Below are 15,030 nucleotides of genomic sequence, written 5' to 3' on the forward strand. Positions count from 1 at the left end.
GGTTTAATCCTTTGCTTGATCTGTCAGGGCCGCTAAACGTAAGGTTACCGCGTTAGCATGCGCCTGCAGGCCTTCTGCTGTGGCCAGCACTTCGATGGCCGGGCCGATATTGCGTATACCGTCAGCGGATAATTTTTGCACCGTGTAACGCCGGTAAAAGTCAGTTAATGACAAGCTGGACACGGTTTTGCTATAACCGTAAGTAGGCAACACATGGTTGGTGCCGCTGGCATAATCACCGGCCGATTCCGGCGTCCACTTACCAACAAAGATACTGGCAGCGCTGGTAAACTGCTCTGTCAGATCGTCATCACAAGCGGTTTGCACAATTAAATGCTCCGGTGCGTAGGCATTGGTAACAGCCACCGCCTGCGCAAGATCAGCTGTTAAAATATAACGGCTATGGCTAAGGGCCGCTTCTGCAATAGCCTTGCGTGGTAACTGTGCCAGCTGTTTTGTCACTTCAATTTGTACTGTGTTAATCAAATCAGCACTGTCGCTGACTAAGATCACCTGGGAGTCCGGGCCATGTTCGGCTTGTGACAATAAATCGGCGGCAACAAAAGCCGGGTTAGCACTGTTATCGGCCAATACCAACACTTCAGACGGGCCGGCCGGCATATCGATCATCGCGCCTTTGGCATCCTGGCTTACCTGCTGCTTGGCTTCGGTTACATAACGGTTGCCCGGGCCAAAAATTTTATCCACTTTGGCAATAGTTTCTGTGCCATAAGCCAGTGCTGCTATCGCCTGGGCACCGCCAATGGTGTAAATCTCGCTAATGCCGCACAATTCAGCCGCGTACAAAATTTCCGGCGCTATATCGCCGGCGTCTGGTTTACCTGGTGGCGTGACCAGCACAATACGGCTACAACCTGCCAGTTGTGCCGGTACCCCCAGCATCAGCACGGTAGAGGGCAGCGGCGCGCTGCCACCGGGAATATATAAACCTACCGCAGCAATGGCGCGGCTTTTTAGCTGGCAAACTACGCCAACACTGGTTTCTACCTCTATATCACGTGGTAGCTGGGCGGCGTGAAATTTACGGATATTGTCATATGCCAGCTCTATTGCCGCTTTACGCTCTGGCAGTAAGCGGTTTAACTGTGCCAGTTTTGTTTCCGGGCTTAAGCGCAGCGGGTTGGCATCTAGGCCATCAAACTGCTGGCTGTATGCCACCAGCGCTTCATCGCCTTGCTGGCGCACAGCCGTAATAATCGAGCGCACCTGGCCGGTTAAGCTGGCAGAGTCGGCAAGTTCTGGCCGCGCCAGTGCGGCTTGCTGCTCGCTTGTTGATAATTGCGCCCAGTTAATTACCCCAACCATAGCTACTCCATCATCTTTTCAATTGGCAGCACTAAAATCGAGCTGGCGCCCAGCGCTTTTAGCTGCTCCATGGTTTCCCAAAACAGTGTTTCACTGCTGACGACATGGATGGCCACTATCTCGCTATTGCCGGCCAGTGGCAGCATGGTTGGGTTTTCGGCGCCCGGCAGCAGCGCAATGACTTCATCTAAACGGGCGCGCGGCGCGTGCAGCATAATGTACTTGCTTTCATTAGCCTGCATTACGCCGTTGATACGCGGCATCAGTTTGTTAATCAGTTTAAGCTGGCGCTCGTCGGTTAAGCCTTTACGTTGGATCAGCACCGCCTTGCTGCGGTAAATCACGTCCACTTCTTTTAAGCCATTGGCTTCGAGCGTTGCGCCGGTAGACACCAGATCGCAGATGGCATCGGCTAAACCGGCGCGGGGGGCCACTTCTACCGAACCTTTCAAATTCACAATACGGGCATTTACGCCTTGCTGCTTTAAATAGCGGGCCAGCAGGCGCGGGTAGGTAGTGGCAATGGTTTTGCCTTCCAGTGATGCTGCACCGCTGTAGTTTTCTTCCTGCGGTACGGCAATCGATAAACGGCAACCGCCAAAATCGAGCCGCTTTAATACCGTGTAATCAAAACTGTCGTTGTCGAGCTTGCGCTGCAAGGACTCTTCTTCCAGCACGTTTTCACCAACGATGCCCAAATCACAGACTCCATCCATTACCAGGCCAGGGATATCATCGTCGCGTACCCGCAGGATATCGATATCCATATTCTCGACATGAGCAATCAGCCGCTGCTCGCGCAGGTTAATTTTTAAACCGCAGCTGGTAAACAGCGCCTGAGAGTCGACCGATAAGCGGCCGGATTTCTGCATGGCGATACGTAAGCGTTTAGATTCTGTTGCCGGACTCATAATGGTCTCCGTGACGATAATAAAATGAACAAAGTAATAAACAAAAACCCCGGCCTGGGCGCGGGGTTTTTGTTTATTACTTTACCACCGGAGCGCCAGACCATAGCCCTCCGACAAAGCGGACGGCTAGTACCTATGATGATGGCGCAGTACAGTAATAATATTCATAGTCAGGGTTTTGCTGGTTAAGTTGCTATACAAGTTACCCTTGTGCAGCAGTAAGTGCAAGCCTGTTTTGGTTTTGAATATATTACTGGTTTATTTTTAAGTGATTGAAATTAATTTATTTTGTTTGTTTGTTGGCCATGGGTAGTAATAAATTATTTTCTTGAAAAATTCTGCCATTGGAATTTTAAGTGTAAAAAATGGTCAACTTGTATAGTCAATGCTGTGTTGAGCTTAAGTTTATCGTCTGACGGCCGATAACGGGTAAATCGCTTTGAGGAGAAGTTGATGGATGCTTTTATGCCTTTTATACAACGCGTACCCGGTACGCCGGTCGAGCCTGATCCAAAGCAGGTGGTGCCGGTGTTTAAGGACGCGCGCTTAAGCCCGATAAAACCACATGAGCAGAAATACCTGATCCTGAGCAGGCCGACACGTAAACGTGATCGTCGCCAGCAAGACTACCCGGCAGCACCTTACACCACACCGGAAGAAGATCTGCATGTTGATAAAGACGGTCATCTGGATATTTTTGTCTGAATTTCCCCGCTATTAAGGCATAATAGCCGCCTTATTTTGCTGCCGGTTGTTTCAGTGCTATCTACTTTCTTTAATCACAATCTGAGCTGTTATGCGTAAGCAGGTTGCCAGCGCCTTTGCGCCGGGCGGTGCTTTAGCTGTGCATATTGCCGGTTTTAACGCCCGTGAAGCGCAAATAGAAATGGCGCAGGCGGTGGCTGGGGTGATCGAAACGCCGGGCGCCTTAGTGGTAGAAGCCGGCACCGGCACCGGTAAAACCTATGCTTATTTGGTACCAGCGCTGCTAAGCGGTAAAAAAGTAGTGTTATCTACCGGTACCAAGAACCTGCAGGAGCAGTTGTATTTCCGCGATTTGCCCAAGGTGGTTAAAGCCCTGGCCAGCCCGTTACAATTGGCGTTACTTAAAGGCCGCAGTAATTATCTGTGTTTGTTTCGCTTAGAGCAGCATTACAACCATGTGCCGATGCAGGATGATCAGCTGATCCAGGATTTAAGCCTGATCAAAAAGTGGTCGGCCGAAACCCAAAGCGGTGATATCGGCGAGCTAAGTTATATAGCTGAAGACTCCAAAGCACTACCTTATGTTACCAGCACCACCGACAACTGCCTGGGTAAAGACTGTCCGGTATATGAAGACTGCCACTTACTTAAAGCACGGAAAAAGGCTCAGGCTGCTGATTTAGTGGTGGTAAACCATTACTTATTTTTTGCTGATTTAGCGCTGAAAGACACCGGCTTTGGCGAGCTGCTGCCGCAAATGGATGTGATTATTTTTGACGAAGCACACCAATTGCCGGATATCGCCAGTGACTACTTTGGCGAAAATGTCTCCAGCCGGCTGTTACTCGATCTGTGCCGTGATATTGATGTTGCCTGTAAAACCGAACTACGCGATCATCCGCAACTGGCGAAAACCGCGGATAAAGTGGCGCAGTTGATCAAAGATTGGCGTCTGCAGTTTGGTAACGATGCGACTAAAGGTAACTGGCGCGAGGCTTACCAAAAGCCCGAAATGCAAACGGCACTGAACCGCGTTAGCGAAGCCATAGATATGCTGTATTTGGTGATGAAAAGCAGCCTTGGCCGCAGCGATTTAATTGATAACGCCTTTGAGCGCTTAGCGCTGTGTAAAGCGCGCTTGCTAAAGCTGACTGATATGCAGCAAAACGGCGTCAGCCTCTGGTATGAAACTACCCGGTTGCACGTTAGCCTGCATTTAACCCCGTTGAGTATTGCCGACAAGTTCCGTGACATTGTGGCGGCTGATAACCGCAGCTGGGTATTTACCTCGGCCACCTTGTCGGTGAATAACGGCTTTAACCATTACACCGCGCAGATGGGGCTGAATAACGCCAAAACCCTGCTGCTAGAAAGCCCGTTTAACTATGCTGAGCAGGCACTGCTTTGTGTACCGCGCTATATGAGCGAGCCGCACGAGCAGGGCATGGCACGGCAGTTGTTGCAAATTGCCGTTCGGCTGATAGAAGCCAATAACGGCCGCTGTTTCTTTTTATTTACCAGCCACCGCATGCTGCAACTGGTAGCAAAACAGCTGCCCGATCTGGTGCGCCAGCCGGTGTTGGTGCAGGGCAGCAGTGGCAAGCGGTTATTGCTGGAGCAGTTTGTTAAACTGGATAATGCCGTGCTGTTAGGCACCGGCAGTTTTTGGGAAGGTGTAGACGTGCGCGGCGATACACTCAGCTGCGTGATTATTGATAAACTACCCTTTGCCTCACCGGATGAACCACTGTTGCAAGCGCGCAGTGAAGACTGCACCCTGCGCGGGTTGGATCCCTTTGCACAAGTGCAACTGCCACAGGCGGTGATCACGTTAAAGCAGGGGGTAGGGCGCTTAATTCGTGATGTGACCGATCGCGGCGTAATGGTAATTTGTGATAACCGTTTAGTAACCAAGCCTTATGGCGAAGTATTTTTAACCAGCTTACCGCCAATGCGCCGCACCCGCTCGCTGGACGAGGCAGTAAGCTTTTTACAACAGATTAAACAGGACAGCGAAAGTGATTAAAGACACCGTGGCCGGCATAAAATTACTTGCCTTAGACACCTCCACCGAAGCTTGCTCAGTCGCCTTGCAGGTTGGCACGGATATTTTGACGCTGGACGAAGTCTGCCCGCAGCAGCATAGCAAACGCATTTTACCTATGGTGCAGCAGCTGTTAAGCCAGGCCGGTGTCAGCCTTAACCAGCTCGATGGCATTGTATTTGGCCGTGGCCCGGGCAGCTTTACCGGGGTACGGATTGGCGTGGGGGTAACCCAGGGGCTGGCCTTTGGTGCCGACGTGCCGGTATATGGCGTATCTACCCTAGCGGCGATGGCACAGGCGGCGCAGCGTTTACACAGTGCAACGCAGGTTGTAGCAGCGATAGATGCGCGCATGGCAGAGGTGTATATCGGCAGCTTTAGCCTGCAAAATGGTCTGATGCAGCCAGGTGTTGCAGAGATAGCTATTAAGCCAGAGGATATTAGCGGTTTTGGCCTGAATGGCGAGGTTTATGCTGTTGGTACTGGCTGGCAAACTTATGCTGAAGCGCTGTTGCATAAACAGCAGGCCGTTATCGCGGCTGATATTTTATATCCGTCGGCACAGGATATGCTGACTTTAGCACTGCCGGCGCTTGGCGCCGGGCACTTTGTTGCTGCAGAGCTGGCTGAACCGGTGTATGTGCGTGATGATGTGACCTGGCAAAAACTGCCCGGAAGATAAAATAACTTGGTTATTAATGCTTTCTGGTTATAATTAAGCCAGTTTGCTTAAGTGATGATGCTATGACGTTAAACGTTAATCAGAACCTGAATGCCACCACCAACATTAGCAGCGTATTTGCCGGTAATGAGCCTCGCCGTGCGCTGCCGCGCAACGAGGCAGTAACTGAGTTACCACAGGGCCGCGGTGTGCGTGCCAGCTCAGAGGTTGTAGATCGCTTAGACGATGAGCGCCGTCAGCAAAACAATTTCCGCTCAGCTACAGACAAACGCAGCCAACAGGCCATAGATGCCTACCAAAGCCAGGCCAACGAGCAACGGCGCAGCGAAGTGCAGTCGATGCTGGGTGTTGATCTTTACGCCTGAGTAAATCCAACTCTCTGTTTTAGCCGTAGTCTTAACAGTACTTACTTGTTTTGGAACGGTTATGACTTCTACTTGTTTAATTACCGGTGCCAGCTCCGGCATTGGCCGCGAATTAGCGCTGCATTACGCCGCTAATGGCTGGATAGTCTATGCGGTGGCGCGTTCGGCCGATAAATTGCGCGAACTGGAGCAAAAGCCCGGCATCCGTGCCTTACCGCTGGACCTTACCGACAACTCCGCGCTACAGCGTATTGCGCAGCAATTAAGCGATGACGGCGTGGTGCTGGATTTACTGCTGCTTAATGCCGGTACCTGCGAATATGTTGATGCCAATAATCTCGATCTGGCTGCGTTTGAACGCACCTTTGCCATTAATTTTCATGCTGTAGTGGCTGCCACCAAATACTTTATGCCACTGCTAAAAGCTTCTTTAGCACCCCAGTTGGCCATTGTAAGTTCGATGGCACACTTTTTCCCTTTTACCCGTAGCGAAGCCTATGGCGCCAGCAAGGCTGCCGTCAGCTATTTTGTTGATAGTTTACGGGTAGATTTAGCCGATAGCGGTATCAGTATCAGCTTAATTGAGCCGGGTTTTGTTGATACGCCTCTAACGCAGAAGAACGATTTTTCGATGCCATTTTTAGTGCCGGTAACGCAAGCGGCTAGCCGTATTTATACCGGTTTAGCGCAGGGGAAAAGCCGGATCCGCTTTCCGCGCCGGTTAAGCCTGCTGTTAAAGCTGTTGTCATTACTGCCGTATGATCTGCGCAACAGTGTAGCCAGAAGGATGAAACAGTAATGGGGCGCACTCAAGGTTTTAACTGGCGTGCTCTGATTGGTTTTGAGCTGTGCTGGTTTTCGCTGGTATATTTTCAGCAACAGGCTGTACTGCCAGTTTTAGCGTACTTACTTTATGGCCTGTGGCAGGTGGATAAAGCGGGGCGCATTGCAGTACTGCTGATATTGTTGGCAGGCATCGGCATCGACACGCTGTTGCTGCGCCTGAACGTTATACAGTTTAGCGGTGAGGCACTATTGCCGTTGTGGTTTGTACTGCTGTGGGCAGTGTTTGCTTTGGCCGCAGTGGAGTTTATGGCCAAGGTACTGAGCAAACCCTGGCTGGCGGCCATATTGGGCGCCAGCGGCGGCCCCTTATCTTACTGGGGCGGGGCAGCGCTAAGTGGCGGTGCTTTGCAGTTTCCGTTGCAGCTTTACTCTGCATTGGTATTGATTGTGGTCTGGGCGCTTATTGCCATAGCGCTTGGTCAAAGCAGGAGGTGGTATGTTAAAGCCGTATAGTCTGTTATTGCTGCTGGGCCTTGCCGGGGGCGTTGGTTTTAATGCGGCGGCAGTGCCGGAGCTGACAACAGTTGGCGAGGGCTCATACCGCTATATGTTCTGGCAGTTATACGATGCCCGTTTAGCCAGTCAAGATGGTAAGTTTGAGAATTACCAGCAAAGTGCGCCTTTATTGCTGGAGCTGACTTATAAACGCGATATTACCAAACAGCAGTTTATTGATGCGACTGTAGATGAATGGCAAAAACTGGGGCACAGCAGTAAAGCACAGCAACAGCAGTGGGCGCAGCAGTTACAAAGCCTGTGGCAGGATGTGAAAAAGGGCGATACGCTGGCCGCGTTGTTGCAAGATGATGGCAGTGTTAAGTTTTATTTAAACGGCGCTGAAACCGGTGTGTTGGAAGATAGTACTTTTGGCACGGCTTTTTTTGATATCTGGCTGCACCCTGATACTAGCGCACCTAAATTGCGCCGCCAGTTAATTGCAATAAATTAACGTGACACCATCGAACCGGTTTGCTCACGCTAACGCGCCGTGAACCCTTCCCTGGGGGCTCGACTATAAACTTCTTCCTTGAAGTTTACCCGCCGGGCCAGCGGAGCTGTTCAAATTCGCTCCCGGCGAATTTGTCAGGCATCCATGCCTTCAACGGTTAGCTTAGAGCAAATCGGTTCTCACTTCGCAGTGTAAACTAAGATGCATGCTACTTAGTTTGCTGAATATATTGGATCAGCTTTTTCGCAATCTGGGTATTATCCTGAAAACCGACAAAGTCTTTAGCATCTTTGCCATACGCCAGCACGGCAACATCAGCAGCGGTATGGCCGCCACTGGTCCAGCCGGTGTAGGAGTACTTTGCAACCAACTGGTTTGACAGTTTGCGCAGCGTAGTTTCATCTTGTTGCCGTGCAGCTAACAGTGCCTGCTGCTCTTCTGCCGTTAAACTGATTGAGGTTAGCTTTGCCCAAAGTGCCACAGCGGCGTTATCAGAATCTGCTTTTTTCAGCTGCTCTGCAATACTGCGCCCGGTGGCGCTAACTTTGCGTACTACATCTGGCAGCCATTGGTATTCACCAGCCGCACCCAACGACATACCGCCGGTTTCATGATCGGCAGTAATCACCAAAATAGTATCAGGGTGCTTATCAACATAAGCTTTGGCCACGGCAATAGCCTTGGCAAAGTCGTGCATTTCGGCCATCGCACAAGCGATGTCGTTATCATGGCCACACCAGTCAATCTGGCTGCCTTCTACCATTAGTACAAAACCTTTTTCAGCCGGTGTTAGCAGCTGCAGGGCTTTTTCGGTCAGCGTGGCCAGTTGGTTATCCTGCTCGCTGTTTAATACGGCTGGCAAAGCTGATTCTGCCAGTAGCGCCATTGCCGGAGCTTTGGTTAAGGTATTTAACTGCTGCCAGCTGTCGGTATATTGAAAGCCCAGCTGTTTAAACTCGTTAACCAGGTTACGGTCGTCACGGATAAAATACTGGGTGCCGCCACCTAAAATGACATCTGCTACCGGCATGTTATTAATACGGTAATCCAGATACATATCGGCAATTTCATTGTAATTACGCCGGCTTTTATTGTGCGCCAAAAAAGACGCCGGTGTAGCGTGGTTAACCTGAGAGCTGGCAACAATGCCGTTGGCTTTGCCCAGTTTTTTTGCCAGCTGCATCATAGTGCCGATAGGAATATGCTGGCGGTTGACCGAAATAGCACCATTGTAGCTTTTAAAGCCGGTAGCCAGCGCAGTTGCGCCGGCGGCTGAGTCGGTAACGTAAGTGTCATCATCCGGGTAGGTGCTGGCCATGCCCAGCCATAACTCATCGAAAATGGTATTTTCTACTTCGGCAGTGGCTTTGTCGTCGCTGAAATAACGATAACCAGCCAGATAAGCCGGGCCCATGCCATCGCCAATCATATAAATAATATTTTTCGGAGCAGCCAGTGCCACAGCCGGGGCCAGTAATACAGACAATGATAACAAAAGACGGCGCATGCAGGTTTACCTTATATAGAGCTTGATGTTCTGGTTTGCTAGTGTACTTTATACAGGGGTGATGACAAACCTATGTCGATAAAACGCTATTTTGTCAGGCTTAATGTTTTATTTTGTCTCTGATACTAAGCCCGTCTAAATTAGCCACAAAGGGAACTGAATTAAAACTAAACAATCGAAGCTGTAGTTAATGTAGCTAAATGTATGTAAGTTTACTTAGTCTAGCTGTGTACAACAGCGCTAGGTGGTGTCAGCAATCAGTAAGGTCAGGTGTATGTCGATTATAACTACAAGAAAGACAGTCATATTTTCTCTTTTCTTTGCCGGGTTAACCTGGCTTTGCCCCCCTGTTGTGGCTGAAGAGCCTAAGCTGGTATTACAGCAGCTGGCTGATGCCGACCAACGTAGCAAAGAGCATAAGCTACGCAATAAGTACCGTAATCCGGCCGAGACACTGTTGTTTTTTGGTATTCAGCCACAGATGTCAGTATTAGAGATCTGGCCGGGGCATGGCTGGTATACCGAAATTCTGGCGCCTTTTCTCAAAGACCAGGGCAACCTGACGTTAGCGCAATTTCGCCATAACGATGGCTCGCTAAAAGATGAGCGTAGTATTTTCTGGGCCCGTGTCAGTGAACGGCTTACCCAGCGGGTTGCTGAACAAAGTGATTACTTTGGCGAGGTAACCAATATTGAACTGGACCCGCCACGGTTTTCGCCGCCCCAGCAAGAGCAGTTTGATATGGTACTGACATTTCGTAATGCGCATATCTGGAATGAAAGCGGCCATTTATACGGTACCTTGCAGAGTATTTTTCAGGCCTTAAAACCGGGTGGTGTGTTGGGTATGGTTGAACACAGATCTGCCCGCTTGTCGGATATTTCTAGCTCTGCCGTTGAAGGCTATCTGGATGAAGCTTATGTTATTCAGGCGGCAGAACAGGCCGGCTTTGAACTGGTGGCAAGCAGTGAAATCAATGCTAATCCGGCAGATACCAAAAATTATCCAAAAGGGGTTTATGCCTTGCCGCCGACATTGGCGATGGGGCAGTACAATAAAGCGCAGTATATTGCCATTGGTGAAAGTGATCGTATGACGCTGAAATTTATAAAACCACTGGAGTAAATCACGCTAATTGTGCAACGTCAGCAATTATGGGATGATTGGCTGTTAGAGTAAAAACTCCAATAAACACTATTTAAGCAATAAAGCGCAGCAACAGATTGCGTGCTTATGGTTTTATACCTATACAATAATAACCTTAGACAAGAGGAGAGGACGGTGGATAGAGTTTGGTTAAAACGTTACCCGTCAGGCGTACCCGCAGAAATTAATGCCGATCATTACCCGTCATTATTAAGTATATTTGAACAAAGCATTGCCCAGTATCCGGATAAAACCGCTTTTATTAATATGGGTAAAAGCATCAGTTATCGTGAGCTGGACGAGCAAAGCACAGCTTTTGCCGCTTACCTGCAAACCGGGCTGGGGCTGAAAAAAGGCGATGCTGTCGCTATTATGATGCCTAACCTGTTGCAGTACCCGATAGCGCTGATGGGCGTGTTGCGGGCCGGTTGTGCGGTAGTAAACGTGAACCCGCTGTACACTCCTAGAGAACTGCAACATCAACTCACTGATTCTAAAGCGAAAGCTATTATTATCGTGGAAAACTTTGCTCATACCCTGGCAGCTGTTGAAGCACAGGTGAAACTTGACCATGTTATTCTGACCAAGATGGGTGACCGTCTGGGTACCTTAAAAGGTGCGGTGGTCAATCTGGTGGTTAAGTATGTCAAAAAGCTGATCCCAGCGTATAAACTAACAAAGTTTATCCGTTTCAATACTGCGTTGCAGCAAGGCGCAACACTTAAATACACTAAACCTGATATGCAGGGTTCAGATATAGCGTTTTTGCAATACACCGGCGGTACCACCGGCGTATCAAAAGGCGCTATGTTAACGCACCGCAATATGGTCGCTAACCTGGAGCAGGTCAGTGGCTGTATTGATAAATTGCTGGAAAAAGGTGCCGAGCAAGTGGTCACGGCACTGCCGCTTTATCATATCTTTGCCTTAACCGCGAATTTCTTCACTTTCTTTAAATATGGTGCAACCAACCTGCTTATTACCAACCCGCGTGATATGAAAGGCTTTGTTAAAGAACTGCAGAAGTTTCACTTCACCATTTTCACCGGTGTTAACACGTTATATAACGGCTTATTAAATACCCCTGGCTTTGCCGATTTAAACTTTAGCGGCCTTAAAGCCTCTATTGGTGGTGGCATGGCGGTACAACGACCGGTGGCCGAGCGTTGGCAGAAAGTAACCGGCACCCGCCTGATGGAAGGTTACGGCTTAACAGAATGCTGCCCGCTGGTAACAGTAAGCCCTTATGATTTAACCAGCTTTAATGGCAGTATCGGTTTACCTGCGCCTTCTACAGACATTCGTTTGGTTGATGAAGAAGGTTCGGACGTTGCCCCCGGCGAGCCTGGGGAAATGTTGGTAAAGGGCCCGCAGGTGATGTTGGGATATCTTAACCGGCCGGAAGAAACCGAAAAGGTATTACGGGACGGTTGGCTTTATACCGGTGATATTGCCCGTATGGATGAAGAAGGTTTCTTTTATATCGTAGATCGCAAAAAAGACATGATCCTCGTGTCAGGCTTTAACGTGTATCCGAACGAGATAGAAGAAGTAGTGGCCATGAGCGATAAAGTGCTTGAAGTTGCTGCTGTGGGTGTGCCAAATGAAACCACCGGCGAAGCGGTTAAACTGTTTATTGTGAAGAAAGACGCCAGCCTGACTGAGCAGGAAGTGATCCAGCACTGCCGGCAACATTTAACGGGCTATAAAGTGCCTAAACTGGTAGAATTCCGCACAGAATTGCCAAAAACTAATGTTGGTAAAATTTTGCGGCGTGAACTGCGCGGATAATGTGCAACACTACAAAAAGCCGGCCTTCAGCCGGCTTTTGTTTTAGCGTATAACAGGTAACAGATGATTGGTGTAATCACAGAAAACAACGCGTTGGCAGCCTATTGCCAGCAGGTAGCTAACAGTAAATTACTGGCGGTAGACACTGAGTTTATCCGGCAAAGTACGTTGTTTCCTAAACTGGGTTTAATCCAATTATATGATGGTAAGCAGCTGGCGCTGGTGGACCCTTTATCTATTACCGATTGGCAGCCGTTACGGCAGCTGTTTGCCAATCCGGAGCTGATCAAATTATTACACTCATGTAGTGAAGATATAGAAGCGCTGGCCACAATTGGCATTATGCAGATAACACCACTGTTTGACACTCAGCTGGCAGCTGAGCTGTTAGGCTGGGGCAGCAGCATGGGCTATGCCCGGCTGGTAGAACAACTTAGTGGCGAGATCCTGGACAAAAGTGAATCCCGCACTGACTGGCTGGCACGGCCTTTGTCACAAACCCAACTGCAGTACGCGGCAAATGATGTGCATTTTTTGTTCCCGCTGTACCAGCACCTTACCGCGCAAATGACACCCATGCAGCAGCAACTATTGCTGGCTGAAGGGCAACAGTTAATGCAACGGCGTGAGCAGCAATTACCGCTGGAATTTAAGTATCTGGACATTAAAAACAGCTGGCAGCTTACGCCCAGAGAGTTGGCGGTGCTGCGTGAGTTAGCCGCCTGGCGCCAGCAATATGCTATGCAACGGGATCTGGCGCTGGGGCTTATTATCAAAGATATTCAGCTTATTGAACTGGCCAAACGCCGCCCGGCAACAGCTGAAAGCTTGCTGAATATTCCGGGTATGCCACCACGGGAACTGCGCCGCCATGCCAAGGCGCTGATTGAACTGATACGTGCCGCGAAAGAGCTGCCGCAAACAGAGTGCCCACAGCGTTTTTATCACCCGTCGCAGTTTGCCGGTTATAAAGAAACGGTGACCCAACTTACCCAAGCGATTAAACAAGCATCGGTTGAGCATAATATTCCGGCTGAATTTATGTCAGTAAAACGCCAGCTTAATGAGTACCTGAACTGGTGCTGGCGGGTAACTGATCAAGAGCGCGAGCTGTTGCCAAGGCCCGAGTATTTAAAAGGGTGGCGTACTGAATATTTAAAGCCATTTTTACCTGTTCCGGCACATATTACTCTGTAAAAGAGTCGTCACTACGTAGGTTTGTCTGTTTTGGATTAGTACTTTTTTTCGACATTTTTATTCGATTTTTGTCATAAAACTGTGCTGATCCTCAGCAAAAACCCTGGCGTAACACTTCAGCAATTCACAACTGAAGGGTTACAACAATGAATGAAATAAAAAGCTTTGCTTTACCTGCAGTGCTGGCAGTGTCTCTTACAGGCTGCTGGTTAGATGATGACAACGATCCCGCTCCAACACCAGAACCGCCTCCGCCAGTAGTGGTTGATGCTACGGTACAGGTAGTTCATACCTCGATAGACGCACCTAATGTTAATGTGTTAGCCAATGGTGATGCTGCTATAGAAAGCCTGGCCTTTGGCGAAGCATCAGAGGTGCTGTCACTGCCTCCGGCGACTTACAGCATCGCGGTTGATGCTATTTTACCGGGGGAAGACAACACCGCTACGGTAATAGGTCCACTGGATTTAGCACTTGAAGAAGCAACCCGTTACACTGTATTTGCTGTTGGCAAGGTTGCAGAGGAATCACTTGAGCCTTTAGTGGTTACCGGTACAGTGGATGACGTAGCCGCGGGAAAAATCCGCCTGCAGGTAGTGCATGCTGCTTCTACAGCGCCTGAAGTCAGTGTACATGTTACCGCACCAGACGCCGAACTTGGCACCCCGGCGGTGACCTTCTCATTTAAAGATTTTACTGATCCATTAGTGCTGGACCCTGCTGCATACCGCGTGCGTATTACCTTACCTGATAATGAAACGGTAGTGTTTGATAGCGGTACGCTGGATTTAAGCGCTGCAGGTACGGATCTGGTTGTTGCTGCTGTTGACAGCCAGTATTCAGGTGAATCGCCGGTGTCGCTGTTAGCAGTAGGTCAGGATGGCAGCGAGCTGGCCATTCTGGATGCCGGTGCTACGGCATCAGTAAGGGTAGTGCACAATGTCTCTGATGCCCCGGCGGTAGATGTGATAGTCAACGACGCTATAACGCTGGTAGATGCGCTGGCATTCCCTGATTTTACAGATTATGTTGCAGTAGAACCTGATACTTACAACGTAAAAGTTGCTGCCGATGCCGACAATAGTGTAGTGGTGATCGATGCTGACGTTACCGTGGAGGCCGGCGCTTTTTACAGCGTGCTGGCAGTAGGGTCTCTGGGTGAAGAGACAGTTGAACCGCTGATCCTGGCGGATATGCCACGGCGGGTGGCAACTGAAGCCAAAGTGCGTATTGTGCACGGCTCTACGCTGGCGGGTAATGTAGATATTTATGTCACGGCTGATGGTGATATTGCCACCGCAACACCGGCTTTTAGTAATGTACCCTTTAAAGCTGAAACTGGCTATGTTGCGCTGGCTGGCGGTGATTATGTGGTTACTGTAACGCCAACCGGTAGCAAAACCGCAGCTATTGAAGCGCCGGTAAGCCTGGAGGCAAATAGCATTTACACTGCCATAGCGCGTGATGGCGTAAATCTGGATGCAACCATGATAGGTTTAATCCTGATGGATGACTTTGTAACTGTGCCGTGAGTATAAAACGGGCACTGCCGTAACATGA

Annotated in this window: 14 protein-coding genes; 11 read left to right on the plus strand and 3 right to left on the minus strand. The window is 49.5% G+C overall.

Annotated elements, in window-relative coordinates; all coding sequences use genetic code 11:
- Positions 1–3: 3 nt before the first annotated feature.
- Together hisD and hisG are read right to left on the minus strand one after the other, a co-directional pair.
- A complete protein-coding gene (hisD, locus tag BLW68_RS07065) occupies positions 4–1,326 on the minus strand; it encodes a histidinol dehydrogenase (protein ID WP_092791731.1) in 1,323 nt (440 codons plus the stop codon).
- 2 nt (positions 1,327–1,328) lie between these two features.
- On the minus strand, positions 1,329–2,237 hold the full coding sequence (gene hisG, locus BLW68_RS07070; protein WP_092791733.1) for an ATP phosphoribosyltransferase: 909 nt from the start codon (positions 2,235–2,237) through the stop codon (positions 1,329–1,331).
- Positions 2,238–2,690: 453 nt separating this feature from the next.
- Between hisG and BLW68_RS07075 the strand changes: the two genes are divergently transcribed.
- The 7 genes from BLW68_RS07075 (at position 2,691) to BLW68_RS07105 (ending at position 7,828) form a co-directional block, all read left to right on the plus strand.
- Positions 2,691–2,942 (plus strand): hypothetical protein, encoded by a 252-nt coding sequence (locus tag BLW68_RS07075; RefSeq protein ID WP_068230237.1) that lies wholly within the window; start codon positions 2,691–2,693, stop codon positions 2,940–2,942.
- A gap of 91 nt (positions 2,943–3,033) precedes the next feature.
- Positions 3,034–4,968, plus strand: a complete 1,935-nt coding sequence (gene yoaA, locus BLW68_RS07080) for a DNA repair helicase YoaA (protein ID WP_092791735.1) — start codon at positions 3,034–3,036, stop codon at positions 4,966–4,968.
- Positions 4,961–5,668, plus strand: a complete 708-nt coding sequence (tsaB, locus tag BLW68_RS07085) for a tRNA (adenosine(37)-N6)-threonylcarbamoyltransferase complex dimerization subunit type 1 TsaB (protein WP_245728292.1) — start codon at positions 4,961–4,963, stop codon at positions 5,666–5,668. Before yoaA ends, tsaB begins: the two co-directional genes overlap by 8 nt.
- Before the next feature lie 62 nt (positions 5,669–5,730).
- Positions 5,731–6,033: a hypothetical protein gene (locus tag BLW68_RS07090; protein WP_092791737.1), complete on the plus strand. Its 303-nt coding sequence runs from the start codon at positions 5,731–5,733 to the stop codon at positions 6,031–6,033.
- Positions 6,034–6,094: 61 nt separating this feature from the next.
- Entirely contained in the window at positions 6,095–6,832 is a 738-nt protein-coding gene (locus BLW68_RS07095; protein WP_092791739.1) for an SDR family NAD(P)-dependent oxidoreductase, read from the plus strand.
- Positions 6,832–7,332, plus strand: coding sequence for a DUF2878 domain-containing protein (locus tag BLW68_RS07100; RefSeq protein ID WP_092792151.1), 501 nt, complete (start codon positions 6,832–6,834; stop codon positions 7,330–7,332). The genes BLW68_RS07095 and BLW68_RS07100 overlap by 1 nt, the downstream gene beginning before the upstream one ends.
- On the plus strand, positions 7,316–7,828 hold the full coding sequence (locus BLW68_RS07105; protein ID WP_092791741.1) for a chalcone isomerase family protein: 513 nt from the start codon (positions 7,316–7,318) through the stop codon (positions 7,826–7,828). The genes BLW68_RS07100 and BLW68_RS07105 overlap by 17 nt, the downstream gene beginning before the upstream one ends.
- A gap of 208 nt (positions 7,829–8,036) precedes the next feature.
- Here the strand turns inward: BLW68_RS07105 and BLW68_RS07110 are convergent, their stop codons facing one another.
- Complete coding sequence (locus BLW68_RS07110; protein ID WP_092791743.1) at positions 8,037–9,335, minus strand: alkaline phosphatase; 1,299 nt, start codon at positions 9,333–9,335, stop codon at positions 8,037–8,039.
- 274 nt (positions 9,336–9,609) lie between these two features.
- Here BLW68_RS07110 and BLW68_RS07115 point away from each other — a divergent pair, with 274 nt between their 5' ends.
- The 4 genes from BLW68_RS07115 to BLW68_RS07130 all read left to right on the plus strand — a co-directional run bounded on the left by BLW68_RS07115 (position 9,610) and on the right by BLW68_RS07130 (position 15,002).
- The gene (locus tag BLW68_RS07115) at positions 9,610–10,461 is read left to right on the plus strand and encodes a class I SAM-dependent methyltransferase (protein WP_245728293.1); all 852 of its coding nucleotides are present in this window, start codon (positions 9,610–9,612) and stop codon (positions 10,459–10,461) included.
- 156 nt (positions 10,462–10,617) lie between these two features.
- Positions 10,618–12,273 carry a long-chain-fatty-acid--CoA ligase FadD gene (gene fadD / locus BLW68_RS07120; protein WP_092791744.1) on the plus strand — a complete coding sequence of 552 codons (1,656 nt, stop codon included), beginning with the start codon at positions 10,618–10,620 and terminating at the stop codon, positions 12,271–12,273.
- A gap of 63 nt (positions 12,274–12,336) precedes the next feature.
- Positions 12,337–13,470 carry a ribonuclease D gene (gene rnd / locus BLW68_RS07125; RefSeq protein WP_092791745.1) on the plus strand — a complete coding sequence of 378 codons (1,134 nt, stop codon included), beginning with the start codon at positions 12,337–12,339 and terminating at the stop codon, positions 13,468–13,470.
- A 146-nt stretch (positions 13,471–13,616) separates the two neighbouring features.
- Positions 13,617–15,002 (plus strand): DUF4397 domain-containing protein, encoded by a 1,386-nt coding sequence (locus BLW68_RS07130; protein WP_092791747.1) that lies wholly within the window; start codon positions 13,617–13,619, stop codon positions 15,000–15,002.
- Positions 15,003–15,030 lie beyond the last annotated feature (28 nt).

The organism is Rheinheimera pacifica, assembly GCF_900108485.1.
GTDB classification, from domain to species: domain Bacteria; phylum Pseudomonadota; class Gammaproteobacteria; order Enterobacterales; family Alteromonadaceae; genus Alishewanella; species Alishewanella pacifica.